23 protein-coding genes are annotated in these 24420 nt (G+C 48.0%); 11 read left to right on the top strand and 12 right to left on the bottom strand.

What is annotated here, in order from left to right; all coding sequences use genetic code 11:
- The first annotated feature begins 64 nt into the window (after positions 1 to 64).
- Positions 65 to 469 carry a YkgJ family cysteine cluster protein gene (locus tag SO_RS20220; protein WP_011074009.1) on the top strand — a complete coding sequence of 135 codons (405 nt, stop codon included), beginning with the start codon at positions 65 to 67 and terminating at the stop codon, positions 467 to 469.
- Here SO_RS20220 and SO_RS23315 read toward each other — a convergent pair.
- Together SO_RS23315 and SO_RS23310 are read right to left on the bottom strand one after the other, a co-directional pair.
- Complete coding sequence (locus tag SO_RS23315) at positions 432 to 974, bottom strand: hypothetical protein (RefSeq protein ID WP_238560521.1); 543 nt, start codon at positions 972 to 974, stop codon at positions 432 to 434. The two genes, SO_RS20220 and SO_RS23315, sit on opposite strands and share 38 nt — an antisense overlap.
- 33 nt (positions 975 to 1007) lie before the next feature.
- Positions 1008 to 1268, bottom strand: a complete 261-nt coding sequence (locus tag SO_RS23310) for a hypothetical protein (protein ID WP_238560520.1) — start codon at positions 1266 to 1268, stop codon at positions 1008 to 1010.
- 171 nt (positions 1269 to 1439) lie between these two features.
- On the opposite strand from SO_RS23310, the gene paeA reads away from it, so the two are divergent.
- A complete protein-coding gene (gene paeA, locus SO_RS20210; RefSeq protein WP_011074008.1) occupies positions 1440 to 2756 on the top strand; it encodes a polyamine export protein PaeA in 1317 nt (438 codons plus the stop codon).
- Between the two features lie 57 nt (positions 2757 to 2813).
- Here paeA and ilvY read toward each other — a convergent pair whose 3' ends face one another.
- A complete protein-coding gene (ilvY, locus tag SO_RS20205; protein ID WP_011074007.1) occupies positions 2814 to 3686 on the bottom strand; it encodes an HTH-type transcriptional activator IlvY in 873 nt (290 codons plus the stop codon).
- Between the two features lie 196 nt (positions 3687 to 3882).
- Between ilvY and ilvC the strand changes: the two genes are divergently transcribed.
- The 7 genes from ilvC (at position 3883) to SO_RS20170 (ending at position 13015) form a co-directional block, all read left to right on the top strand.
- Positions 3883 to 5361, top strand: coding sequence for a ketol-acid reductoisomerase (ilvC, locus tag SO_RS20200; protein ID WP_011074006.1), 1479 nt, complete (start codon positions 3883 to 3885; stop codon positions 5359 to 5361).
- A 578-nt stretch (positions 5362 to 5939) separates the two neighbouring features.
- Positions 5940 to 7613 carry an acetolactate synthase 2 catalytic subunit gene (ilvG, locus tag SO_RS20195; protein WP_164925791.1) on the top strand — a complete coding sequence of 558 codons (1674 nt, stop codon included), beginning with the start codon at positions 5940 to 5942 and terminating at the stop codon, positions 7611 to 7613.
- Entirely contained in the window at positions 7610 to 7870 is a 261-nt protein-coding gene (gene ilvM / locus SO_RS20190; RefSeq protein ID WP_011074003.1) for an acetolactate synthase 2 small subunit, read from the top strand. The genes ilvG and ilvM overlap by 4 nt, the downstream gene beginning before the upstream one ends.
- 78 nt (positions 7871 to 7948) lie before the next feature.
- Positions 7949 to 9808 (top strand): dihydroxy-acid dehydratase, encoded by a 1860-nt coding sequence (ilvD, locus tag SO_RS20185; RefSeq protein ID WP_011074002.1) that lies wholly within the window; start codon positions 7949 to 7951, stop codon positions 9806 to 9808.
- 1 nt (position 9809) lies between these two features.
- Complete coding sequence (gene ilvA, locus SO_RS20180) at positions 9810 to 11447, top strand: threonine ammonia-lyase, biosynthetic (RefSeq protein WP_011074001.1); 1638 nt, start codon at positions 9810 to 9812, stop codon at positions 11445 to 11447.
- A 139-nt stretch (positions 11448 to 11586) separates the two neighbouring features.
- A complete protein-coding gene (locus tag SO_RS20175; RefSeq protein ID WP_011074000.1) occupies positions 11587 to 12720 on the top strand; it encodes a pyridoxal-phosphate-dependent aminotransferase family protein in 1134 nt (377 codons plus the stop codon).
- A gap of 1 nt (position 12721) precedes the next feature.
- Positions 12722 to 13015 (top strand): hypothetical protein, encoded by a 294-nt coding sequence (locus SO_RS20170; protein ID WP_164925790.1) that lies wholly within the window; start codon positions 12722 to 12724, stop codon positions 13013 to 13015.
- A gap of 561 nt (positions 13016 to 13576) precedes the next feature.
- Here SO_RS20170 and SO_RS20165 read toward each other — a convergent pair.
- On the bottom strand, positions 13577 to 14485 hold the full coding sequence (locus tag SO_RS20165; protein ID WP_011073998.1) for an AbiTii domain-containing protein: 909 nt from the start codon (positions 14483 to 14485) through the stop codon (positions 13577 to 13579).
- Positions 14486 to 15159: 674 nt separating this feature from the next.
- Here SO_RS20165 and SO_RS20160 point away from each other — a divergent pair.
- Positions 15160 to 16035 (top strand): Tim44 domain-containing protein, encoded by an 876-nt coding sequence (locus SO_RS20160; protein WP_011073997.1) that lies wholly within the window; start codon positions 15160 to 15162, stop codon positions 16033 to 16035.
- Between the two features lie 86 nt (positions 16036 to 16121).
- On the opposite strand, the gene SO_RS20155 is transcribed toward SO_RS20160, so the two are convergent.
- From SO_RS20155 to SO_RS20135, 5 genes are all read right to left on the bottom strand, one after another.
- On the bottom strand, positions 16122 to 17486 hold the full coding sequence (locus SO_RS20155) for a sodium-dependent transporter (RefSeq protein WP_011073996.1): 1365 nt from the start codon (positions 17484 to 17486) through the stop codon (positions 16122 to 16124).
- Positions 17487 to 17825: 339 nt separating this feature from the next.
- Entirely contained in the window at positions 17826 to 18326 is a 501-nt protein-coding gene (locus SO_RS20150) for an Lrp/AsnC family transcriptional regulator (protein WP_011073995.1), read from the bottom strand.
- A 370-nt stretch (positions 18327 to 18696) separates the two neighbouring features.
- Positions 18697 to 19479, bottom strand: a complete 783-nt coding sequence (locus tag SO_RS20145) for a phosphatase PAP2 family protein (protein ID WP_011073994.1) — start codon at positions 19477 to 19479, stop codon at positions 18697 to 18699.
- Between the two features lie 116 nt (positions 19480 to 19595).
- The gene (gene creD / locus SO_RS20140) at positions 19596 to 21077 is read right to left on the bottom strand and encodes a cell envelope integrity protein CreD (RefSeq protein WP_011073993.1); all 1482 of its coding nucleotides are present in this window, start codon (positions 21075 to 21077) and stop codon (positions 19596 to 19598) included.
- 165 nt (positions 21078 to 21242) lie between these two features.
- Positions 21243 to 21770, bottom strand: a complete 528-nt coding sequence (locus tag SO_RS20135; RefSeq protein ID WP_011073992.1) for a hypothetical protein — start codon at positions 21768 to 21770, stop codon at positions 21243 to 21245.
- 235 nt (positions 21771 to 22005) lie between these two features.
- Here SO_RS20135 and SO_RS20130 point away from each other — a divergent pair, with 235 nt between their 5' ends.
- Entirely contained in the window at positions 22006 to 23172 is a 1167-nt protein-coding gene (locus SO_RS20130) for a winged helix-turn-helix domain-containing protein (protein WP_011073991.1), read from the top strand.
- Here the strand turns inward: SO_RS20130 and SO_RS20125 are convergent.
- The 3 genes from SO_RS20125 to ubiK all read right to left on the bottom strand — a co-directional run bounded on the left by SO_RS20125 (position 23169) and on the right by ubiK (position 24340).
- On the bottom strand, positions 23169 to 23525 hold the full coding sequence (locus SO_RS20125; protein ID WP_011073990.1) for a hypothetical protein: 357 nt from the start codon (positions 23523 to 23525) through the stop codon (positions 23169 to 23171). The genes SO_RS20130 and SO_RS20125 overlap by 4 nt on opposite strands.
- A gap of 59 nt (positions 23526 to 23584) precedes the next feature.
- On the bottom strand, positions 23585 to 23917 hold the full coding sequence (locus SO_RS20120; protein WP_011073989.1) for a hypothetical protein: 333 nt from the start codon (positions 23915 to 23917) through the stop codon (positions 23585 to 23587).
- Positions 23918 to 24085: 168 nt separating this feature from the next.
- Entirely contained in the window at positions 24086 to 24340 is a 255-nt protein-coding gene (gene ubiK, locus SO_RS20115; RefSeq protein WP_011073988.1) for a ubiquinone biosynthesis accessory factor UbiK, read from the bottom strand.
- Positions 24341 to 24420: the final 80 nt, after the last annotated feature.

Here is a 24420-nt window from a genome sequence, read left to right as displayed (position 1 = left end):
GCTTTGCTTCTTTTTTTTGCCTGCTATAATTTAAGCTCATTAATGTCTAATGTTGGATTTTAGAGTGTCAAATCGTAGTAAAAATAATGTGTTGGTTTTTAATATCGATGACTTATCAACCTGGCAAAAATACCGTAGAGGCTTGTGTGATACCTGTTACGCCACCTGTTGTACACTTCCCGTTGAAGTGACCGTGAGTGACTTAGTCCGCATGGCTTTAGTGGATGAGTTTGAAGCAGAAGGTGACCTTAAAGCTATCGCCAAACGCCTGCAAAAAGCGCGGATTATCGACAACTTTAACCATAAAACGGCGATATTTACCCTTGCACGTATGGCGAATGATGATTGCCTGTATTTAGACAATAAAACCCGCCGCTGCACTATTTACCTCCAACGCCCTGAGACTTGCCGTAATCATCCACAAATTGGTCCTAAGGCGAATTACTGCCCTTATCGTCCCCGTGGGTAAGTTTTTGGATATGGAATTGGTATAGAGCATTTAGCTCATGATGAGCCTGCATTTCTGTTACCCGCTTATTAAACTCGCGAGCAATCAGATCTTTATGAGCTGAACGTTTAGAGATCAGCATATAAAAAGGTTCCTGTTGGGTATGGGGAGAGACCTGTGACGCTAGGGTTTTAGGGAGTTCAGCGATCTGCGCTAAGGCTAGGGTGCCCGCCAAAACTTCTTTGCGGGCGAGAAAGAATTTACATCTTCGTTTTAATAGCATTTCGGGTAAATGCCTTAGGGAGTTAATTGCGCTGATAGGCGTATCTTTACGCCAACCAAAATTATGGTAGTTGAATCCTTTAACACCGCAAACCGTGCCAAAGTTAGCTAACTGATTGATATCATCGATATGAAATTGCGGGTCCAGTTCAGCTTTTAAATAAAAATAACTCAGTTTGAGGTAATAATAAGCAACAGATGGGATATAATCAGTCGCCCTTTGTCGGTTGAGCGATGCGCTCATCGCGGCATCTATGCTGCCATTTTGAACGTCTTTTTAACAGTTTAGCCAAGGCAAAGCCAGTACTTCATAATCAATTCCAATGGGGTTAAAGGTGCGTTCTAGCTGGTCGATATCGTAGCCGCTAAGCGTGGAAGTCTTAATGCCATCTTGTCGAACAAAGTAATTAAATGGTGGATATTCAGTCTCTTCGACACAAAAGCGTAACCTAAATGGGGAAAGCTCATCTGCGCCATGGGCAACAGCAGAGAGCAGAATCACGCATAGTAGGGCGATTAGCGGATATAATAAACGCATCTTACTCTTTAAGCGCCGTGGCGATTTTTTAAAGTGTCGCAAAGGGTTTTTCGCCTTACTGCTCTTTATCGCCACATCTCAGCCCTGCGCTCGAGCAATATTCAACTAACCACGCGAAAATCACTGCGCGGGTTGGTGCAAGTAAGTCAAGTGTGAAACAAAAGGTGTTACATGAGTCTCTTAGATAACGTGATGATTATATTGTGTTTAATTGGTGCAAGCTGTTTCTTTTCCATGTCAGAAATTGCTTTGGCCGCATCACGGAAAATCCGTTTACGTCAGTTAGCCGATGAAGGCGATGCCAGAGCTGAAAAAGTGCTGCATTTACAGTCGTATCCCGGCAGTTTTTTTACTGTGGTACAAATTGGTCTTAATGCTGTTGCGATTATGGGTGGTATTGTGGGTGAGTCGGCATTTCGCCCCTATTTCTATCAATTCCTTTCATCTTGGTTAGCCGATCCTTGGCTGAGTCAGGTGAGCTTTTTAATGTCATTTTTACTCGTGACTAGCGCCTTTATTTTGGTCGCGGATTTAATGCCAAAACGTATTGCGATGGCGATGCCAGAGCAGGTTGCCTTGGCCGTAGTTGGTCCGATGAGTGTTTGTATAGCCGTGCTTAGACCATTAGTCTGGTTTTTTAATGGCATGGCCAGTGGGATTTTTAAGCTGCTACAAATCCCGACTGCCCGTAATGATGAAATCACCTCCGATGATATTTATGCGGTGATGAATGCGGGCGCTGAAGCGGGGGTGCTAGATAAGGGCGAGCAACAAATGATGGAGAACGTGTTTGAAATGCAAACCGTTTCAGTCACTTCTGCCATGACTGCCCGTGAGAGCTTAGTGTATTTCTTGCTGCAAGATAGTGAAGAGGATATCAAACGTAAGATTGCCGAAGATCCCCATACAAAGTTTTTAGTCTGCGATGGCCAATTGGATATGGTCAAAGGATTTGTGGATGCTAAGGAATTGCTGATCCGTGTGATTAACGGTGAGAACATCACCCTAAAAGACACCAGCCTTGTGCATACTTCGTTGATTATTCCCGACACCTTAAGCTTGTCAGAAGCGATGGAATACTTCAAAAATAGCCGCGCCGATTTCGCCGTGGTGATGAATGAATACGCCCTTGTGGTAGGGATTGTGACCACCAACGATTTACAACGCGCGGTGATGGGTGCTTGGTCGCTACACGAAAGCGAAGAGCAAATTATTGCCCGTGATAGTAATTCTTGGTTAGTGGATGGGGTGACGCCAATCACCGATGTGATGCGTGCCTTCGGTATTGAAGAGTTTCCCCACAGCCAAAACTACGAAACCATCGCTGGTTTTATGATGTATATGCTGCGTAAGATCCCTAAGCGAACTGACTTTGTAAATTACGGCGGTTATAAGTTTGAAGTGGTGGACATTGATTCCTACAAGGTTGACCAATTGCTAGTGACGCGAATCGACACTAACGAGAAGTTGATGTCGCCAGATACCTAATCGAGCGCAATAAAACGGGATAAAACGGGACTCAGTCACGTTTTATCCCGTGTAAGCTTAAATCGCCTCTAAAAACGCATTGACAATCGGATCGCCCAAGCGTTTGACCTTACAGCAGCAGCCCAGCTCAAAGGGGGCAATACTGACTGGCGAAGGTAACAACTGAATACGATCCCGTACCGGACTATTATTGATCACCACTTCTGGGCTAATGCTCACACCACAGCCAAGTGCCACCATAGACGCTATGGCTTCCTGCCCTGACACCTGAGCATAAATATTCGGACTAATCCCCATCTGTTTGAACCAATTATCGGCTCTGCGCCGCCCTGGTCCATGGTCTGGAATGATAAAAGGCACTCGTGCCCAGTCTATCTGAGTTTGGCTAATCTGTTGCTGCACCGCGCAGCGCATGGTGGGAGCGATTAATGAAAGCGGTACATCATCAATCTTGGCAAAATGCAGTGTGGCAGGAAAGGGATCAGGTAGCGCGGCAATCGCAATATCGGCGCGATTTTGTTGTATTTCGGCCAGTGCATTGGCAGCATCTCCTGTGGTGAGCGCAATTTCCACAAAGGGATGTTCCTGGCGAAAACGCTCCAATAATTGCGGCAGATGGCTGTAGGCTGCGGTAACTGAGCAATAAAGATTTAAGGTGCCGCGCAGCACATCTTGCTTGAGATCGATACTGTGCCGCAAATTGCGCCAATGGTGCAATGTCTGCTCGGCGAACAATTTAAACTCGCGTCCCGCATGGGTTAAGGTCACGCTGCGGTTATCCCGCTCAAACAGCTTTGCGTTCACTTCTTCTTCAAGGCGTTGTAATGCGCGGCTTAAGGTCGAGGGGCTGACATGCATCTGCTCCGCCGTCTTGGCGAAGTGCAAACTGTCACATAAGTGCAGGTACAATTTGAGGGAGCGTATGTCCATAACCTTGTCCTATTGGCTGCTTATCAAGGGTGCTGTAATCGAAAATGGTATTGCAAAAAACGCAATATGAGGTTTCGAATATATCATTTTAAGCAACGATAGCCATAGGTTATAGTGACTTCAATCACAACCAATCGTTAACAATAAGTTGATATTGGTTGAGTCCCCAATTCCCGACTGAAAGGTGGTATCTCGGATGGCTAACTATTTTAACTCTCTGAATTTACGTCAACAATTAGCACAACTTGGCCAGTGTCGTTTTATGGACCGTTCCGAGTTTAGTGATGGCTGCAATTACATCAAAGATTGGAATATTGTTATTTTAGGCTGTGGTGCTCAGGGCCTTAACCAAGGTCTGAACATGCGTGACTCTGGGCTGAATATCGCTTACGCCCTGCGCCCAGAAGCCATTGCCCAAAAACGTGCCTCATGGCAAAAAGCCACCGATAACGGCTTTAAAGTCGGCACCTTTGAAGAGCTGATCCCGAGCGCCGATTTAGTGCTGAACCTAACACCCGATAAGCAGCATTCCAATGTAGTGAGCGCAGTGATGCCGCTGATGAAGCAAGGCGCGACCCTGTCTTACTCCCATGGTTTCAACATCGTTGAAGAAGGCATGCAGATCCGCCCAGATATCACGGTCATCATGGTGGCGCCTAAGTGCCCAGGTACCGAAGTGCGTGAAGAATACAAGCGTGGCTTTGGTGTGCCGACCTTGATTGCTGTGCACCCCGAAAACGACCCTAATGGCGATGGTTTAGACATCGCGAAAGCCTATGCGAGCGCCACAGGCGGCGACCGTGCTGGCGTGTTGCAATCCTCTTTTATCGCTGAAGTAAAATCGGATCTGATGGGCGAGCAAACGATCCTCTGCGGTATGTTACAGACTGGTGCCATCCTAGGTTATGAAAAAATGGTGGCCGATGGTGTTGAGCCTGGCTACGCCGCTAAGTTAATCCAACAAGGTTGGGAAACCGTGACCGAGGCGCTTAAGCACGGCGGTATCACCAACATGATGGATAGATTGTCTAATCCTGCCAAGATTAAAGCGTTTGAAATTGCAGAAGATTTAAAAGATATCCTGCAACCATTATTTGAAAAGCACATGGATGACATCATCAGCGGTGAGTTCTCTCGCACTATGATGCAAGACTGGGCCAATGACGATGCAAACTTGCTACGTTGGCGCGCCGAAACCGGTGAAACTGGTTTCGAAAATGCGCCAGTTTCGAGCGAGCATATCGACGAGCAAACCTATTTCGACAAAGGTATTTTCCTGGTCGCGATGATCAAAGCGGGTGTGGAGCTGGCGTTCGATACTATGGTGTCTGCGGGGATTGTTGAAGAGTCGGCTTACTACGAGTCATTGCACGAAACGCCGCTGATTGCTAACACCATCGCCCGTAAGCGTCTGTACGAGATGAACGTGGTGATCTCCGATACCGCAGAATATGGTTGTTATCTGTTCAACCATGCCGCTGTGCCACTGCTGCGTGACTATGTAAATGCCATGTCGCCAGAGTACTTAGGCGCAGGTCTGAAGGACAGTTCTAATAGTGTTGATAATCTGCAATTAATCGCGATTAACGATGCAATCCGCCACACTGCAGTGGAATATGTTGGCGCCGAACTCCGCGGTTATATGACTGATATGAAAAGTATTGTTGGAGCTTAATTGATAAATGCCAAGCCCTATGGATGCGGGGCTTGGCGTAACAAATTGATTCCCTGCTTCGTAGGTTGTCGAGCGGGCAAAACTGACATGGGTTAGTCGGCGTTCATGCTCACTAACGCGATTTTGTTAACGTTTTACTTTGTTGTTTTGCATTGTCTCGGCAGGGAAGCTGAATTTTTTTACATAAGAAAATTATTTATTGTGTTTGGCTGTCGCTTTATGGTAAAGCTAATAGCTCGCGGCGGGGTAAGTCTCCTGCCGTAAGCCGTCTCAGTCAGGGACGCAAGAATTAACGCGATACTCATATAGAATACCGATTAGGAATCCATATTGATGTTTAACCAAGCTGCCAAGCTCATTCTCGTGATTATTACCGTCGTGATTATTAAATCACAGCGGGGGCGGCGCATGGCAAACTGGTAGACCTAAAAGGTTAAAAGTTTCGAAAGAACCCCCCGCTCCGAAAGGACCGGGGGGTTCTTCGTTTTCAGGCCCCAGGTTTTGGGACTTACATTTCGAACCAGCACAGATTACGAGTCGATTTTCGACAATTCAGAATTAAGGTAGCGAGAGAAAATATGGAACCAGGGCAGATGATAAGAGGCGCAGACGCGGTTATAAAAGTGTTGGCAGCACATGGTGTGACCACAGTATTTGGTTACCCAGGTGGTGCCATTATGCCAATCTACGATGCCCTCTATGGAAGCCCTGTCGAACATCTCTTAAGCCGTCACGAACAAGGCGCAGCCTTTGCTGCCGTGGGTTACGCCAGAGCCAGTGGTAAAACCGGTGTGTGCTTTGCAACCTCTGGCCCTGGTGCCACTAACTTAATCACTTCACTTGCCGATGCGCTATTGGATTCTGTGCCCGTTGTTGCGATCACCGGTCAGGTCTCAACTGCCGTGATTGGCACAGATGCGTTTCAAGAGATCGATGTGTTGGGGATGTCGCTAAGTTGTACCAAGCACAGTTTTATGGTGACGGATGTAAACGATCTTATCCCAACCTTATACCAAGCTTTTGAAATCGCCGCATCGGGTCGACCAGGCCCAGTGCTGGTGGATATCCCCAAAGATATCCAAATCGCTCACCTTGAATACCGCACACCTTTACTGGCCGTGACCAATGAACCCCAAGCCGAGATGAGTGATATCAATGCTGCCCGTGCGCTGTTGGCGCAAGCGAAACAACCCATGTTGTATGTGGGTGGCGGTGTGGGTATGGCGGGGGCGGTCGATCAACTGCGGGATTTTATCAACACGACAGGTATGCCATCGGTCGCCACGTTAAAAGGCTTAGGCAGCATCGCCCATGGTACGCCCGGTTATTTAGGTATGTTGGGTATGCACGGTGGTAAGGCGGCCAATCTTGCGGTGCAGGATTGTGATTTATTAGTGGTTGCGGGTGCGCGCTTTGATGACCGAGTGACTGGCCGTTTAGCGACTTTTGCCAATAAAGCCAAAGTTATCCATTTAGATATCGATGCCGCCGAGCTCGGTAAATTACGCCAGCCCGATGTTGCCATCGCCGGTGATTTACGCCAGATTTTCCCCGCCCTTGCTATGTCGCTGAATATCACTCCTTGGCAAGTTGAAGTGGAGCATCTTGCCCGCAAACACCAATGGGATTATCAACATCCCGGAAGTTTAATTTATGCCCCCGCCATGCTGCGCCGCCTTGCCAATAAACTGCCCGAAGACAGCGTAGTGTGCTGCGATGTGGGCCAGCATCAAATGTGGGTTGCCCAGCATATGTGGTTCCGCCGCCCTGAAGATCATTTATCCAGCGCGGGCTTAGGCACTATGGGATTTGGTTTACCTGCCGCCATTGGCGCTCAAGTGGCACGCCCTGATGCGACCGTAGTGACCGTATCTGGCGATGGCTCTTTTATGATGAACGTGCAGGAGCTGACCACCATCAAGCGTCGCAAATTGCCAGTGAAGATCCTGCTGATTGATAACCAAAAACTGGGGATGGTGAAGCAGTGGCAACAGCTGTTTTTTGAAGGGCGCTACAGCGAAACCGATCTGTCTGACAACCCTGATTTTGTGCAACTCGCCTCGGCCTTCGACATTCCCGGCCGCACGATTTTCTCTTCCGACGAAGTGGAGGAGGCCTTAACCGAAATGTTAGCGGCTAAGGGACCTTATTTGTTACACGTTGCAATCGACGATGCTTTTAACGTTTGGCCACTGGTGCCCCCCGGCGCATCAAACAGCGATATGATGGACGAAATGGAGAAACAAACATGATCCACTCCCTAAAATTAACGGTTCAACAACGACCTGAAGTGATAGAACGTGTACTACGTGTGACCCGTCACCGTGGTTTTACGGTCACCCAAATGCAGATGCGGATGAATGATGATACGAGTCTGTCATTGGATATGGAAGTGGACAGCGAGCGCGCCATTGAGCTGCTCAGCAATCAACTGAATAAATTGATTGATGTCACTCAATGCATGGTCCTGTTACCGCTAAACTTGCAGCAACAAAAAGTACACGCATAAGCTTCAATGGCTGCGGACGTCGCATCTGCAACAACGCCTCTGGGCACGATTTTCGATTTGAGATAAAGGATAGAGTTAATGCCAAAGTTACGATCAGCTACCAGTACGGAAGGCCGCAATATGGCGGGTGCCCGTGCGCTATGGCGCGCCACCGGGGTGAAAGACAATGATTTTGGTAAGCCGATTATTGCGATTGCCAACTCCTTTACTCAGTTTGTTCCCGGCCATGTGCACTTAAAAGATATGGGCTCACTGGTGGCGAGTGCGATTGAAGAGGCGGGCGGTATCGCCAAAGAATTCAATACTATCGCCGTCGACGATGGTATCGCCATGGGCCACGGTGGCATGCTCTACAGTTTGCCCTCGCGGGAGCTGATTGCCGATAGTGTGGAGTACATGGTCAATGCCCACTGCGCCGATGCCTTAGTGTGTATCTCCAACTGCGACAAAATCACTCCCGGCATGTTGATGGCGGCGCTGCGTCTCAATATTCCCGTGGTATTTGTGTCGGGTGGGCCGATGGAAGCGGGTAAAACCAAACTGTCGGACAAACTTATCAAGCTCGATTTAGTCGATGCCATGGTGGCGGCGGCCGACTCGAGTGTGAGCGATGAAGATAGCGCCAAAATCGAGCGCAGTGCTTGCCCGACGTGTGGTTCCTGTTCGGGCATGTTCACCGCCAACTCTATGAACTGTTTGACCGAAGCCCTGGGGTTATCGCTGCCGGGCAACGGCTCCATGCTGGCAACCCATAGCGATCGCCGCGAGCTGTTTTTAGAGGCGGGCCGGCGCGTGATGGCGCTGACCAAGCGTTATTACGAGCAAGATGACACCTCGGCGCTGCCGCGTAATATCGCCTGCTTTAAAGCTTTTGAGAACGCCACCGCATTAGATATCGCCATGGGCGGTTCGTCTAATACTGTGTTGCACTTGTTAGCGGCGGCGCAGGAGGCGGAAGTCGCATTTACTATGGACGATATCGACCGTATGTCGCGCCTTGTGCCGCACCTTTGTAAAGTCGCCCCATCGACGCCTAAATATCATATGGAAGATGTGCACCGCGCCGGTGGCGTGATGGGCATTTTAGGCGAGCTTGACCGCGCCGGATTGCTGCATACCGATGTGCCACACGTTGCCGCCGATGCAGGCGGAAATCTCAAGTCGGTGCTTGCCAAGTACGATGTCATGCAAACCCAAGATGACAACGTAAAACAATTCTTTATGGCGGGACCTGCGGGCATCCCCACCACTAAAGCCTTTAGTCAAGACTGCCGCTGGCCATCGCTGGATGATGACAGGCGAGAAGGGTGTATCCGCAGCCGCGAATTTGCCTTTAGCCAAGAAGGCGGGCTGGCCGTGCTGTCGGGCAATTTAGCTGAAAATGGCTGTATTGTTAAAACGGCGGGCGTGGATGAGTCGAATTTGATTTTTGTTGGCTCGGCTCGCGTCTACGAAAGCCAAGATGATGCGGTGGCGGGCATTTTAGGTGGCGAAGTAGTGGCGGGCGATGTGGTCGTCATCCGTTACGAAGGGCCAAAAGGTGGTCCGGGTATGCAAGAAATGTTGTACCCCACCAGTTACTTAAAATCCCGCGGCTTAGGCAAGGCCTGCGCGCTAATCACCGATGGACGTTTCTCTGGTGGAACATCCGGTTTATCCATCGGCCATGTGTCGCCCGAGGCGGCGGCTGGCGGCACGATTGCCTTGATTGAAAACGGCGATCGCATTGAAATCGATATCCCAGCGCGCAGTATTAAGCTCGCTGTGAGCGATGCCGAGTTAGCGGGGCGTCGTGAGACCATGTTAGCGCGTGGTCCAATGGCGTGGAAGCCTGTTGGTCGCGAGCGTTTTGTATCTATGGCACTAAAAGCCTACGCCATGCTTGCCACCAGTGCCGATAAGGGCGCGGTGCGCGATCGCAGCAAGTTGGAGGACTGATATGTTATCTCTCGCATCGTCGCAAACGGAACAAGCGGAGTCTCAGCCAGCTCAGGCTTCTCCCGCTTCAGTTGAGAAAAGTCAGCTAGCTCAACACTATCTGCAAAAGATCCTACTATCGTCGGTTTATGATGTTGCGAAAGTGACACCACTCTCGAGCCTCAATAAACTCTCGGCGCGTTTAGGCTGCCAAGTGTTTTTAAAGCGTGAGGATATGCAACCCGTACATTCCTTTAAACTGCGTGGCGCCTATAACCGCATCGCCCAGTTGAGCCAAGCCGAATGCCAGCGTGGCGTGGTGTGCGCCTCGGCGGGCAACCATGCCCAAGGTGTAGCCATGTCGGCGGCGAGCCGTGGTGTGGATGCGGTGATTGTGATGCCCGAAACCACGCCGGATATTAAAGTCGATGCGGTGCGCCGCTTGGGTGGCAACGTGGTATTGCACGGCCAAGCTTTCGATCAAGCCAATGGTTTTGCGATGACGATGGCCCAGCAGGAAGGTCGGGTGTATATCGCCCCCTTCGATGATGAAGCCGTGATCGCTGGCCAAGGCACTATTGCCCAAGAAATGCTGCAACAGCAGCGCGATCTTGAAGTGATTTTTGTGCCCGTGGGCGGCGGCGGTTTAATTGCGGGTATTGCTGCCTACTACAAGGCGGTGATGCCACAGGTGAAAATTGTCGGCGTTGAGCCTGAAGATGCGGCCTGCTTAAAGGCGGCGATGGAAGCGGGCGAGCCTGTGACCTTATCCCAAGTGGGCCTGTTTGCCGACGGGGTCGCGGTTAAGCGTATTGGTACTGAGCCATTTCGTGTCGCCAAACTGTGTGTAGATGCCGTGGTGACGGTCACGTCCGACGAAATCTGTGCAGCGGTGAAAGATATTTTTGAAGATACCCGCGCTATTGCCGAACCCGCAGGTGCTTTATCTTTAGCTGGGCTTAAAAAATATGTCAGCACTAATGCTACAGGTGAGAGTGGTCGCGGCGAAAAGGTCGCGGCGATTTTAAGTGGCGCGAATGTGAACTTCCACAGTTTGCGCTATGTGTCCGAGCGCTGCGAGCTGGGTGAGCAAAAAGAAGCGGTGCTGGCGGTTAAAGTGCCCGAGCGTCCGGGCAGCTTCCTGCGTTTTTGTGAGCTGCTCGAAAAGCGGGTGATGACCGAATTTAATTATCGCTTTAGCAGCCGAGATATGGCGGTGGTATTTGCGGGTATCCGTTTGACCAAAGGCCATGGTGAATTAGAGCAGATCATCAATACCTTAGAAGACAATGGCTTTGAGGTGCAGGACTTATCCGGTGATGAAACTGCGAAATTGCATGTGCGTTATATGGTCGGTGGTCATCCGCCAGAGCCGTTAGAGGAGCGCCTATTTAGCTTTGAGTTTCCCGAGCATCCGGGTGCACTGCTGAAGTTTTTAACCACCTTGCAGAGTAAGTGGAATATCAGTCTATTTCATTATCGCAACCACGGCGCAGCCTTTGGCCGAGTGCTGGCGGGGTTTGAAGTGCCCGCGAGTGATGCCTTGCCATTTCAGCAGTTTTTAACTGAGCTGGGATTTGTCTATCAAGAAGAGACCCAAAGCCCTGCTTATCAACTGTTTTTGAATGCCGGAAAAGGAAAAAACAACCTGCCTGTGTAGTCATTTAGCGTTAGGTGACAACTTAGGCTAAAGGAGGGACGCACAGGCGCCCCTTTTTGTGGTAGTTTGGTTTAACAAATCAAGAGTGAATGCTCTAATCATATAATCAGACCTCGACCCTACGTATTAAGGAGACATGATGTTACCTGCACCGCATTTTTCTGCCTTTAATCCCCCTCGCCGAATTTTAATGGGCCCTGGTCCATCGGATGTTTATCCCGAAGTGTTAGCCGCGCAGGCTAGACCGACCGTCGGCCACCTCGACCCATTGTTTGTCAGCATGATGGATGAACTTAAAAGCCTGATCCAATATGCGTTTCAAACTAAAAATGAAATGACAATGGCGGTGTCGGCACCCGGTAGTGCGGGCATGGAAACTTGTTTCGTGAACCTAGTCGAACCCGGCGAAAAGGTGATTGTCTGTCGTAACGGTGTGTTTGGTGAGCGTATGCGCCAAAACGTTGAGCGCGTTGGTGCAATTGCCGTGCTGGTGGATAACGAATGGGGCACTCCTGTCGATCCCGTCGCCGTTGAAGCGGCGCTGAAAGCCCATCCTGATGCCAAGTTTTTAGCTTTTGTGCACGCCGAAACCTCGACTGGTGCATTAAGTGACGCTAAAACCCTGTGCGCGCTGGCGAAGCAATACGGCTGTTTATCGATTGTCGATGCGGTGACTTCCCTTGGTGGCGTGGAGTTAAGAGTCGATGAATGGGGCATAGATGCCATTTATTCTGGCAGCCAGAAATGTCTCTCCTGCGTACCGGGTTTGTCGCCTGTGTCTTTCTCGCCTGCTGCCGTCGAAAAACTGAAGAATCGCAAAACCCCAGTGCAAAGTTGGTTCCTCGATCAAAGCCTAGTGATGGCCTATTGGACTAGCGCTGGCGGTAAGCGCAGTTATCACCACACTGCGCCTGTCAATGCGCTTTATGCCATGCACGAATCGCTGCGTATATTGGCGGCCGAAGGTTTAGAAAATGCGTGGAAGCGTCATCAAGACATGCATTTAGTGCTGCGCGCAGGCCTTGAAAAACTCGGCCTTAAGTTTGTAGTCGCCGAAGCCTCACGCTTGCCGCAGCTTAATGCCATTTATATCCCCGAAGGTGTTGACGATGCCGCGGTGCGTGCGCGTCTACTTAAAGATTACAACCTTGAAATAGGTGCTGGTCTTGGTGCACTTGCAGGTAAAGCGTGGCGCATCGGTTTAATGGGCTTTGGTGCTCGTCGCGAGAATGTGGCGCTCTGTTTGCGCGCCCTTGAAGAGGTGTTGAACTAATATGTCAGTTTCGCGTATAGGGATGTTACGCAGAGTGAGTTTGCGCTTAGTGAGCTCACGTTTAGTGATTGGCGGTTTGATTCTGATCCTAAGTGGTTGTGCCTCCTCCAATATGAGCAATGCCAGTTGTGATTTTGTGCGAGGTACAGCAGGCAATCAGAGTCAACGCGAGGCCAGCGGTGATGATAGCAATGCCCGGCAGATGGATGTGGGCATCGGGATTTTAACCGCAATCTTCGGCAGCATTAGCCGAGCACTTTCTTCCGATGATGAATCGGATGAGAAGTGTTTGTAACTTAGTTAGTTTTAGTTGTCTTTGATAGTTTATAAATCCCCGTCATGCGGGGATTTTTATTTTTCAGCTGGTTGCCCTTAGCTGATATTTTCTGAACTCATCCAGAATAATGTTCCGCGGGCTCTAGAGGATTCTTGGCTTTAAAGTTGTACTTTATTAAACATACTTGCGGCCTAACGGCCGAGGTGAATCAAAGTCGTGGGGCTTCACCCCACACCCGACCAAAAGGGAAAAAGCGCCTGTTCCCCTTTTGGATATCCCCCGGCGTCCCCAACGGAGTTGAAAGCCCCTTGGGCATTAAGCGTTCTTATGCTATCGCGTCAGACGCTCGTCCCTGATTCGACTGACGCTATCTCGGCATCCATGCCTCGCTCACGCAACGACCGCAAATGCCCTGCGGCAACTCCGAGGGGATGGTGAACTTCTGTGATTTCAGTGTCGGCTGTTAGTCCCAAAAGAGTTATGACTGTCCCATCTTTTGCCTAAATGAACCGCCCTGTGCGGAGCCGCATGCAGTGTGGGGGCTAGAGGCTAGATACCTCCAGCTACTCTATTTATACGTTAAAAACCGTAGAACTTGCTGATTGCTGTTGCTAATAAGCTACCTGCAACTCCAATATTTATATCCCAAGCTGTAGACGCAGCTTTAGATACCATATTTCCAATCCATCCAGAAACATTTGAGCCAAAATTACCGTTAGCTAATTCTTTTGCACCTTCATCAGCCTGAATCGCTGTATTTAATCCTGCAATATCATCTTCTGCGACTCCATTTTCTCGAAGAGTTTGTCGTAACGACTCGAAATCATTTTTTATTATTGAATTAGTGATTTTCTGTTTATTTGAATCACCAACAACTATTGTTACGTTATCACCAAAAACTGCGTTATTAAATAAGTCTGACACACCAACCTCCTTAGACCTTATTTTCATTTCAGAAGTTTGAAGTTCTTCAGGGAATTTTTCTGAGAGTTCAAGTACAAAGTCTAAAAGTCTTGATTGTACCTCTGTCAGTATTTGGGTCATTGCTCCGGCAGAATGTTGTCCCCAAGCTGACTCTATTTCATAACCATTACCTAAGCCCTTAGATAGAAATCTATAATATTCAGGAGCTATGGTAATTTGAAGATCCTCATCGTTTCGAGAATACTTTTCTATTACAGCAATGCTATGTGTTAAATATGTAGTTTCTAATTTATTTTTTATTTTCTTATCTAAATGCATTGTTGGAAGAATCTGCCTTGTATATCTATACGCCATATTGCTAGAGTTACCTATCACTGTTACTCGCAAGATACGATAATCAGGTAGGTTATCTACGTTAGGGTAACCTTTAAGTTCACCATCAACCCACTCCAACAGCTCTTTTTCTCCAAGCCTATGAAGAAGAACTTTTGTCTTCATTAGGGCTGTCGTTAAATTTGGCTCATTTGAGCTTAGTAAATCGACAATTTCTTCAATTAATTTCATTTAAACTCGTAACTATGATTAACGTATAACATCTTAGTATTTATGCGAAGCGCTGTTTGCGGGGCATAAATTACTAGTTGGACTTGGCTGCTACATCCATGTCATTTGGTATAAATGATGCTATAGGAATTTACTTTTTTGCGATAGCGGTTTTTAGGAAAGATAGGATAGGTGCAGCTCTTTCTAGATTAACAGTCCACACATTGGCTACAGAAGTTCACCCTCCCCTGCGAAGTTGCCGCAGGGCATTGGAATAAATTGCGTGAGCCCGGTCATGGATGACCGGCTAGCTTTCGGGGTACAGGATGTACCATCGGAAGCGATAGCAATTTGTCCATAAGACCAAGGCTAGTATCTAATGCATGCAACTTCGCTAGGGCGGCAAGGGAGATCCAAGAGGGAATTGCTGTTGATCCCCTCTTGGTCGGGTGTGGGTTGAAGACCCACGACTTTGACTTAGCTAAAAATAATTAATTAACGAGCTGATCATGGTTAAATTTACAGAGTGTATGTTTGTAAGAAGGGGGTGCAGATTCCTGTAGGGAATGACAGTGCTTAATCGAAACTCATTAAATATGCACAAGACAATCAGCTCCCGCTTTTTCATAGTTGACATATAATGTCATCCCGCTATGATGCCTGCACCTCTGGTCATACATACAAAGAACTTATAAATGAAAAAGTTATTTATTATGCTGGCGATGATTTTTGCGGTTAGCTTGGCTGCTAGTCCAGTCGCAGAAGCGAAAAAATTTGGCAGTAATAAGTCTATTGGCAAAAGTCATCAAACGGCGCCGGCTCAGCCTGCGGCAACCAATACTCCCACAACCCCACCTACCGCTGCGCCAGCACCTGCTGCGGGCAAGAAAGGTATGATGGGCGGCATGTTAGGCGGTTTATTAGCGGGTGGCTTATTGGCTGCGCTATTTATGGGCGAAGGTTTTGAAAATATTCAATTTATGGATATTTTGATTATCGCTCTGTTGGCATTCGTGCTGTTTAAAATCGTCCGTACAGTGATGGCATCAAAAGCCAGTGCGCAGCCAAGACCTGCCTATGCGGGTGCTGGTCAACCTAATCCGAATCTGCAACGCCAGCAAGCGGAACAAACTGGTTTTGCTAGCAGTGCAAACAGTGGCAGCAATGGTTTTGCTCAAGCGGCGAGCACCGTGCCTTTCCATTTGCCTGCGGGTTTTGATTTACCCGGCTTTTTGGAAGGGGCGCGTAGTCATTACAAAACCTTGCAAGTAGCATGGAACGAAAACGACTTAAGCAAAATCCAAGAGTATGTTTCGATTGAGCTTTATAATGAACTCAGCAACCAACGCCGTGAGCTCGTTGGTGAACAGCATACAGAAGTGATGTTCTTAGATGCTGAACTGGTCCGCGCGACACACAATGCTAATCTAGCGGAAGTAAGTGTTAAATTTAGCGGCCGCTACCGCGATACTGTTGAAGGTGTCGAAGAAGACATTAAGGAAATCTGGCATTTAGAGCGTAACCTTACGCAAGCCAACGCGCCTTGGTTAATCGTCGGTATCGAGCAGTAATCTGTCCGCCTTCAAAAGCAGCTCTAATCTGTTAATTGTTAAATAAAAAATCCCCGCACAAAGCGGGGATTTTGTTTTTTAAAGAGTTACACAAATTGCCTGATCGCGATCGCGATGATTAGTACTGGGCAAACATACTTCACGTACCTTGGCCAAATGCGCCAGAAAAGCCCCGTGGCATCGACACCCTCTTGTTTACTTATCGCCTTGAGTAACTGGCTTTGGCGCCAAATCCAACCTAAGTAAATCGCAATACCGAGGGCGACCAGCGGTTGGGTCATTTGCGTGGTTAGCATGATAGTGAAACTAAATAGCGTCTCAAAAAATACCGCTAGTAATAGGGATAACGCGGTCAGTAGTAGACCGATGATCAAGGTGGCACGTTGGCGGCTGAATCCGCATTTTTGCATCACATAGCTCGTCGGCACCTCGGCAATGGAAATGGCTGACGTCAGGCCGGCGATGATCAGCAGCATAAAGAACACCACGCTAATAATGAGGTTGGCTGTGTCGCCTAGGGTTGAGAATAAGGCGGGTAAAACAGTAAACACCAATGCATCCGAATCGATTAACTTGCCTTCAGGGCTAAAAATCTGCACGCCATTATGCTGGGCTACATACATGGCTGGGATGATTAAAAAGGCGGCGAGAAAGGCGATGCCGCTATCGGTAAAGGCAACCCAGACGGTTAATTTGGCGATATTCTCTTTTTGGCTCAAATAGCTGCCATAAACCATCATGGCACCTGTGCCTATGGTGAGTGAGAAAAAGGTTTGTCCGAGTGCGTTGATCAAGGTATCTGGCGCGATAGCCTTGGCAAAGTTAGGCGTTAATAGTGCGCTAATGCCTTCGCTTGCGCCATTAAGGCTGAAGATATACGCCACGCCCGCGATCAGCATAATCAACAATAGCGGCATTAGGCGTTTAGACCATTTTTCGATGCCTTCTTGCACGCCTTGCAGTAATACCAAAAACACTAGCGTGCTAAAGATCAGTGTGAACACCAGATTACGCGACAGCGAGAAATCCATTAACCAAGCGGCGGTATCATTCGAGCCAAAGGCTGTGGCGATAGGCGCGATGGCAAAGCTGACAAACCAGCCAGAAAGAATGCTGTAGAAGGTGTAGATCAGCCCGGCTGTTACGATGGAAATCAATCCTATTGTCTTGCCTAAACTGCGAGTGAGCGAGTTGCAACCGAGTTTACCCATGGCATCGGCGGGGTTGGTTTGTCCGTGGCGACCAATCATGAGTTCGGCCATCAGCATGGGAATGCCGAGGATAAAAATAAGCACTAGGTACACAAGTAGAAAGGCACCGCCGCCATGGGTCGCCGCTTGGGTGGGGAATCCCCAAATGTTACCCACACCTACGGCACTTCCGGCGGCAGCCATTATAAAACCTAAGCGTGAGCTGAAGTGGTTAGTCGAATTTGTATTGGCCGATTGCATTGTGCCTCCCGTAAAAAGAAGGCGTATCTTAGGTGGATAAATCAGAAGTTCAACGCAATTTTAGTGCGTTAAATTGCTGTTAAATTGCAATTTATATTCTTATTTTTCTTTTATTTTGAGGTTATTTTCCGTTTTTCGGTATTTGGCGAGATTATATTGCTGGTGGCAATTACTGACGGCCTCGCTTTAGCGATTAATTGCGATGGTAAAAACCTAATAAATTGTGATCTTACCGCCAAAAATACCTTAAGCAGAGGTGAGCAGCTTGGGGGTTAGCGACATTGCAACTCTGGCTGCATTGGTCTTACGCTATCGCTGCGGCCGTCACTTTTACTGCGCTTAGGGTTCAATGGTGATATGGCTTAAGGGGATGGCCGTGTGGTCCTTGACCTTTTTCAACACGAAGCTGGAATGTACACCTGCGATATGCACATTGGTGGTGAGTTTATCTAACAGGAAGGTGCGAAAGTGCGCCATATCTTGTACTAGCACTTTGAGTTGGTAGTCGGCTTCAGAACCGGTGATCAGCGCGCATTCTTGGACCTCTTCGTACGCCAATACATTGGTTTCAAATTGGTTGAGGATCGCTGGCGTGTGTTTTTCCATCCGTACATGGATATACGCAGTCAAATGCAGGTTGAATTTATCCGCTGACAGACGCGTCGCATAATCAGCAATATAACCCGCTTCTTCTAGCGCTTTAACGCGGCGAGAGCAAGGGGAAGGTGACAGGCCGACTTTCGTTGCTAGTTCAAGATTCGATAACCTGCCGTGGGTTTGCAGTAAACGCAAAATGGTTAAATCGAGTTGGTCGAGTTTATATGGGTGAGTTTCAGTCATGGAAAGTTTAGGGGTAGCGGGATCTACCCCTAGTTTGCCAGTGTTAGCGCTGTTTGCCAAAAATCTTGTGTAATACCAATCACATTAAATATCTAATCAGTTCAGAGCCTCACAGGTATCTCAATCCAAGGCGCATTGACGAAGAAATGGTTATTCCCTTTTAAGTCAATGTAACACAGGAGTGGGATGCCTGTGAGGCTCCCGAAGGGCGGGGTTGAACGTGCTTTATACTGCGTTTAAGGCTTTCGACAGAGCACCACTATGCCTTCAAGCCTTCGCCTTGTCTAAAGCGCGTTTAACTCCCGCTGAATGAACAGATATTTAATACGATTGGTATAAAGGTCTGATGGCGAATTGTCGGTCTAGGGCGTTATTGCGAAGAGGCTTTCACAAACGCTTGCGTGAATATGCGTATTTTACTGACTAAAAATATGCTTAAGCTGCTGATGATCGCCGCGAGTAGGGTGGAAAAGAGCACATCCTGTGGCCAGTGCATGCCGAGTAACATACGGCTGAGGCCCATTAGTAATCCCCACGCTAATAACGCACTGGTGAATATGGGTAAACCCGCTAAGAGCAAATAGTAGCTGGCGGTCAGTACTAAGGTCACTGCAAAAATCGTGTGTCCAGAGGGGAAGGAATAACCGATTTCATCCTCCCAGTGTTGCTTGATATTGGGAGTGAGTGTTAACCCTGATGGCCTTGTTTGTAGCTCGGTCAGCGCCTCTGCAATGACCCGTGAGCGATCGGAGTGAGCTAATTGATAGAAGGTGTCAGGGGTTAATTGTGCCTCCTCTGGGAGAGCTTGCTCGGCAAGATACACAAGGTTGGGCCTTGGCTCTTTAAAAAAGCTTTTAAGGGCATGGCTAGTGCTTAGGCTTAATACTTGGCTTAGGCTGATGGCTAAAAACAAGTTAATAAATAACGCTTTAGGCATATAACGATAGGCGAGTGCCAGTACGACTAAAACGGTCACAACGCCATAGGGCGCGGTGCCTGTGGTCGTGAGCCAATACAGTGCTGTGGCTAAAGGGGATTGCAGATCGATCAATGGAAATAATTGATTTTGGGTGAGTAACAGTAAGCTTGGAATAGTTGCTAGCAGCAACCATACAAGCGCTAAACGACGTAAAAGATAGGCTGGATGAGTCAAAAGATTCGCCTCCGAGTAAACGCAATAGGCTACATGGGACACTTGTACTTGCCAATAAAAAATCCCGACAGCAAAAAGTGCGCTGTCGGGGGCTTCAACGGTGGAACGGTTGGGCGCTATTGCGCCGTATTCTTGGATTGATGGCGGGTAACAAACATCAAAATCAATAAAACCACCACTAACAATCCTGTGCCCATCAGGAGGGCGTAATCTTCTAATTGCAGTATCGAGTACAACACCGCATACAAGCTCACCAGCATAGTGCCGACAATCACGCCACGCTTAAGGCTGGCGGTGGCGCTGCCTACGTAGGTGGAAACCGACAGCACAGGAATACAGGCGGCAATCAGATACGCCTGCAGGAAGGCCAGGTGCTCGGATAGCGACAGTAACAGCAGGTAGAACAGGGCCATGGCACTGCCGACCAGTATATATTGCACTATGCTTAGGCTGGTCTTTTGACCCAGCTCGAAGATGAATAACATGATAAAAGTCAGTACGATAAATAGCAGGCCGTATTTAACCGAGCGATCAATCTTGCCGTAATGGGTTACAGGTTCAAACAATATGGCATTGGCTACGACTTCGGTGAGTGTCGATTGATTACTCTTAACAAACTCCTGCGGATAGTTACGGGTTAAGTGACTAATATTCCAACTCGCAGTAAATCCTTTAGCGTTAATCTCGCGTTCTGCTGGGAGTAGTCCTTTAAAGCTTGGGTGCGGCCAATCTGCTTGGATGTTGATCAGGGTTTGTTCGCCTAATGGCAGGGCGCTAATGGACTGTGAGCCACGTAGTGTCATCGCAAAATTCACGCTAAAATCACTTGCTTCGCTGACTTGGATCCCTTGATTAAAACCTTTCTCTAAGCCGCCAGTGGTTAACCCCGTGCCCGACATTAGCGAGCCAGAGAGCAACGCAGAGTCACCTTTAATTTCAATTTTTTCTACTTTATCAATTGCTTGGTTAGATGAAACACCAAAGACTAGACGGGCGTTTTTATTATCCAAGGCAATAAGATTGGGAATATCATAACTGTTTAGGCTGAAGTCAGCCTGGCCCTTAAGCGCGGCGCTATACACGAGCGATTGGTAAATGCCGCGGGTACGGAAATCATGTTTTAGGTCTAAATCGAGCGCGAGTTTTTTCGGCAGGATCACTAGCTCATCTTGATAGGTGCGCTTCACTTCACGGCGGGTTTTACCGTCGTTGCTGACTTCCTCCTCCATCACAAAATAGCGGTAGGGGATCACCAACGCTGGGCCAGATAAGGTTTGTTGCTCGCCCCATGAGCGGCCAATTTCTTCAACCACACTGTGGTAAAGCATTTCGCGATCGGATGTCAGGTCCATGATGATCCCTAACGGGATCAATGCAAGGATAGAGAGTATGCCGATGGTTAAGGCTTTTAATAGGGTGGTATTTTTTAATGCTGTTCCCTTTGCTGTGGCTGCTGTCCACGGTTCTTGTGCTGACATGTCGATTCCTTGATCTCGATTAAATTTTTTGAGGAGTGCGCGTACCACGAAATAGGCTGCGGCACCAAATAACGCCAAACTAAGCAGGGTGAGTAACCCGAAAATAATGCTGAATAACATTGGATTTCATTCCCTATGAAATACGACCGAGTCATCCGTTGCCATTATGTAGGCTTGACTCGATACCGTGGCGGGTATTAAAACAGATTCGTCTGTAAAAGTTGCGGGCAAGTTGCTGATCAATAGTGGCAACATTATGGCAATCGCCTTTATGTGCGCTAAAACCTATTTTGAACCTGTGCGTTGTTTGCCAAATTTAGGGTGCTTAGCCTCATAGTCATCTTCCTTGCGGATATGCTTAAGTAGTGCCTCTAAACATTCCTTAAAGACATTGATTTCTTCCGAGTAGACGGCTGCATGGTGTGAAAACCATTGGTGTTTTTCACGCTCACGATTATTGCAGTCGGGCCAAATACGTAGCTCATACTCATCGTCGATCACTACAATCGCATAGTCGATTGCGCCATTGCTAAACTTGATGCATTGAGGCAGATACACAGACTCTTCACCTTTGAATAGCTCGTACCAAATGGCTTCACTGCGCCAAGAGACAATAGGCAAAGGCGCGACAATCGAACAGCCAATGGATTGATGTTTGTTAAACAGGACTGCCTTAATATCGTCGATGCTGAAAGGTTGCAACTCGCGATTCTTTTCACCGAGTGAGTACAGTATATTCATCAAAAATGGCAATTTAGTGCCATTGCCGGTTTTGCGGCCGCAGAGTTTGGCTTCGCGGTAATAGATATTCATTCATCAATCCTTAATGACTAGCTCACTCTCAGAAGAGTACGTCGTTTGTCTCGCGGTAAAGCGATAGCCCTAGGCTAGAAAATGCCATATGTTAACCGAAGTGTTCCCTAAGCTGGCAAATTTGTGTCAAGTTTGGGAAATATCCGACAAAAGTAAGTGGGCTATCCTGTTGATCATACGCCAATAATGACACCGATCTTAGGTCGCAGTTGCTTTGATGATTTTGGGAGAATTCATGTCGAGTCCTTATTCACCCCGTGAGTGGTTACAACTGAATATGCAACAGCAGGGCTTGTTACAGCCACAGACTTCGGTGGGCCAGCTGATTGCCTGTCTCGGCTATGTGCAAATCGACTCCATTAATGTGGTCGAGCGGGCGCATCACCATGTGTTGCACAGCCGGATGCCGCAGTATCAACCGCAGATGCTGGATACGGCGCTAGCACAGGGCGAGATTTTTGAATATTGGTCCCATGCGGCGGCATATTTACCCATTGCCGACTACCGTTTTAGTTTGCAACGTAAACAACAACTGCAAAATGGCGGCAAACATTGGTTTGAGCCAGACGATAACGCGATGCAGGAAGTGCGCGCCCGCATTCGCGCCGAAGGTCCGCTCAAGGCCAGCGATTTTGAGCATACCGAAGGTAAAAACGGCGCATGGTGGGATTGGAAACCCGCTAAAAAGGCGTTGGAACAACTGTTTATGCGCGGTGAATTAATGGTGGTGCGACGGGAAAAGTTTCAAAAGTGCTATGATTTGACTGAACGTGTGTTGCCTAGTCATATCAATACGCTAGCCCCGAGTGATAGCGAATTTGCCCGCCATTTGATTAGTCGTTACCTCGATGCCCATGCCTTTGGCTCAGCAGCGCAAATCGCCTATCTGCGTAAAGGGATTAAAGCCAATGTGAATCAGCAATTAGCCGCAATGCAGTCTCAAGGTGAGTTGGCAAGCTTTAAGGCTGAGGGACAATGGTATTTTTATCGCCCTGAGTTGCAAATAACCGCTGCCATGCCCAACCGAGTCTGGTTACTCAATCCCTTTGATAATCTATTAATTCAGCGGCAACGATTAAAGCAATGGTTTGATTTTGATTACCAAATTGAAGTCTATGTGCCCGCCGAAAAACGCCAATATGGTTATTATTCCCTCGCTATTTTGTGGCGGGATCGCTTCGTTGGCCGCGTGGATGTTAAAGCTGATAGGCAAAGCGGTTTACTGCTATTGCAACAACTGACCTTAGAAGAAGGATTCGATGGCATGGATGAAGGCTTTTGTAGCGCATTTGAGGCGACAGTGAGTGAATATGCCCGTTTTAATATTTGTAGTCGTTGGAAATTAGTAAAGGCTAACCATAAGGCGTTTAAGCAAAAATATTCACGGCAACAAATGAGTTAATCAGTGCTGTCGGTATTTTTGCGGTTCAAGGGCGCATCCATCCGGTGAAAGCAAAGATAAAGTATAAGGAGATAGACTAGCGGAATGGCGGCGTAGAGGAAGATAGCTGGGCTGTTTCCCCCCCTTGCTAGCCAGTAACAGGGCAAGTAAACCACCGGATAAGCGATGGTTCCCCATAGAAAACTTTTATTCATCAGCCAGTAAAACCAGTGCACTTTAACTTTGGATTGTCCGGCTAACCCCATCAAACTGGCGAGAAGAACAAAGGGATAACTGAGTAGCGGCAGGCCGCCAAGGAGCAATAATCCCCAAAGCAGATAGTCTTGATAGTGTGTGCTGATTGCGATATCCATGGTCTTCTTCCCTGACGATTCGAATTCGAGCGCTTAGGTCTAGGCGCCGACGGCTATTTTTACTCGTTAAGCCCTTGCTGCATCTTAAGCCAAAAGCGCTGCTGACAGAGATTACTAAAGGACTTTTGCTGCGGCGAAATCGCGATATTGGCGGTGACGACTCGATAACTTAGCCAATAATCTTCACAAACTGCGTCTGACTCATCAACCTGTTTATCTTGCTCGCTTAAGAGGCTGACCACAACCCCGTTATCAAAGTGATACAGGGTTAAGGATTCGCAAATCGTAGCATTATCATCCCGATAACTGTGTTGTTCTTGGCTATGGCTTATCACCGAAACCGGGCTTGGATAGCCTTGAATGGCGCGGATATAGCTGGCGAGTGACCGCATACAAAAACTCGGCGAATGGGTTTTAAGGTCATAGAGTATAAAATGAAGGCTATAGATAGCAAAAAGCACAGCCTTGAGTCGCTGTGCTTTTGTGTCTTAGGTCGCCATTAGCATCTTTAGCTAGGTCGACAATTCCACCCGTGGCGAGTGTGAATCCACGAGGAGAGATTAATCTGTGGCGTTGAGCTTTTTCTCAAGCTCATTCACTTGAGCTTGCAGGGCTTCTAATTTCTCGCGGGTTTTCAGCAATACATGCTGCTGTACTTCAAATTCCTCGCGGGACACCATATCCAACTTGAGCAATTGATTTTGCAGCACTTGCTTGCTGCGCTCTTCAAATTCGCCGGCAAATTGCTTAAGACCACTGGGCAGGCTATCGCTCAGTTGCTTCGCCATTTCTTCGATTTTCTTTGGATTGATCATCTTCTTGTCCGCCTCTTTACTGAATGGGTGGATTGTAACCTAGTACGTTGGCTTTCAAAAGAAAACCGCCGCAACAAACC

Origin of the sequence: Shewanella oneidensis MR-1 (genome assembly GCF_000146165.2) — a bacterium.
In the GTDB taxonomy this organism is placed as follows: domain Bacteria; phylum Pseudomonadota; class Gammaproteobacteria; order Enterobacterales; family Shewanellaceae; genus Shewanella; species Shewanella oneidensis.
Note: the sequence above shows the minus strand (reverse complement) of the source record. Positions and strands in the feature narration are given on the sequence as shown.

Coding starts and splice junctions, on each gene's coding strand:
- SO_RS23315 (WP_238560521.1), bottom strand. CDS start 974: ATGAGCGCATCGCTCAACCGACAAAGGGCGACTGATTATATCCCATCT.
- SO_RS23310 (WP_238560520.1), bottom strand. CDS start 1,268: ATGCGTTTATTATATCCGCTAATCGCCCTACTATGCGTGATTCTGCTC.
- paeA (WP_011074008.1), top strand. CDS start 1,440: ATGAGTCTCTTAGATAACGTGATGATTATATTGTGTTTAATTGGTGCA.
- ilvY (WP_011074007.1), bottom strand. CDS start 3,686: ATGGACATACGCTCCCTCAAATTGTACCTGCACTTATGTGACAGTTTG.
- ilvC (WP_011074006.1), top strand. CDS start 3,883: ATGGCTAACTATTTTAACTCTCTGAATTTACGTCAACAATTAGCACAA.
- ilvG (WP_164925791.1), top strand. CDS start 5,940: ATGGAACCAGGGCAGATGATAAGAGGCGCAGACGCGGTTATAAAAGTG.
- ilvM (WP_011074003.1), top strand. CDS start 7,610: ATGATCCACTCCCTAAAATTAACGGTTCAACAACGACCTGAAGTGATA.
- ilvD (WP_011074002.1), top strand. CDS start 7,949: ATGCCAAAGTTACGATCAGCTACCAGTACGGAAGGCCGCAATATGGCG.
- ilvA (WP_011074001.1), top strand. CDS start 9,810: ATGTTATCTCTCGCATCGTCGCAAACGGAACAAGCGGAGTCTCAGCCA.
- SO_RS20175 (WP_011074000.1), top strand. CDS start 11,587: ATGTTACCTGCACCGCATTTTTCTGCCTTTAATCCCCCTCGCCGAATT.
- SO_RS20170 (WP_164925790.1), top strand. CDS start 12,722: ATGTCAGTTTCGCGTATAGGGATGTTACGCAGAGTGAGTTTGCGCTTA.
- SO_RS20165 (WP_011073998.1), bottom strand. CDS start 14,485: ATGAAATTAATTGAAGAAATTGTCGATTTACTAAGCTCAAATGAGCCA.
- SO_RS20160 (WP_011073997.1), top strand. CDS start 15,160: ATGAAAAAGTTATTTATTATGCTGGCGATGATTTTTGCGGTTAGCTTG.
- SO_RS20155 (WP_011073996.1), bottom strand. CDS start 17,486: ATGCAATCGGCCAATACAAATTCGACTAACCACTTCAGCTCACGCTTA.
- SO_RS20150 (WP_011073995.1), bottom strand. CDS start 18,326: ATGACTGAAACTCACCCATATAAACTCGACCAACTCGATTTAACCATT.
- creD (WP_011073993.1), bottom strand. CDS start 21,077: ATGTTATTCAGCATTATTTTCGGGTTACTCACCCTGCTTAGTTTGGCG.
- SO_RS20135 (WP_011073992.1), bottom strand. CDS start 21,770: ATGAATATCTATTACCGCGAAGCCAAACTCTGCGGCCGCAAAACCGGC.
- SO_RS20130 (WP_011073991.1), top strand. CDS start 22,006: ATGTCGAGTCCTTATTCACCCCGTGAGTGGTTACAACTGAATATGCAA.
- SO_RS20125 (WP_011073990.1), bottom strand. CDS start 23,525: ATGGATATCGCAATCAGCACACACTATCAAGACTATCTGCTTTGGGGA.
- SO_RS20120 (WP_011073989.1), bottom strand. CDS start 23,917: ATGCGGTCACTCGCCAGCTATATCCGCGCCATTCAAGGCTATCCAAGC.
- ubiK (WP_011073988.1), bottom strand. CDS start 24,340: ATGATCAATCCAAAGAAAATCGAAGAAATGGCGAAGCAACTGAGCGAT.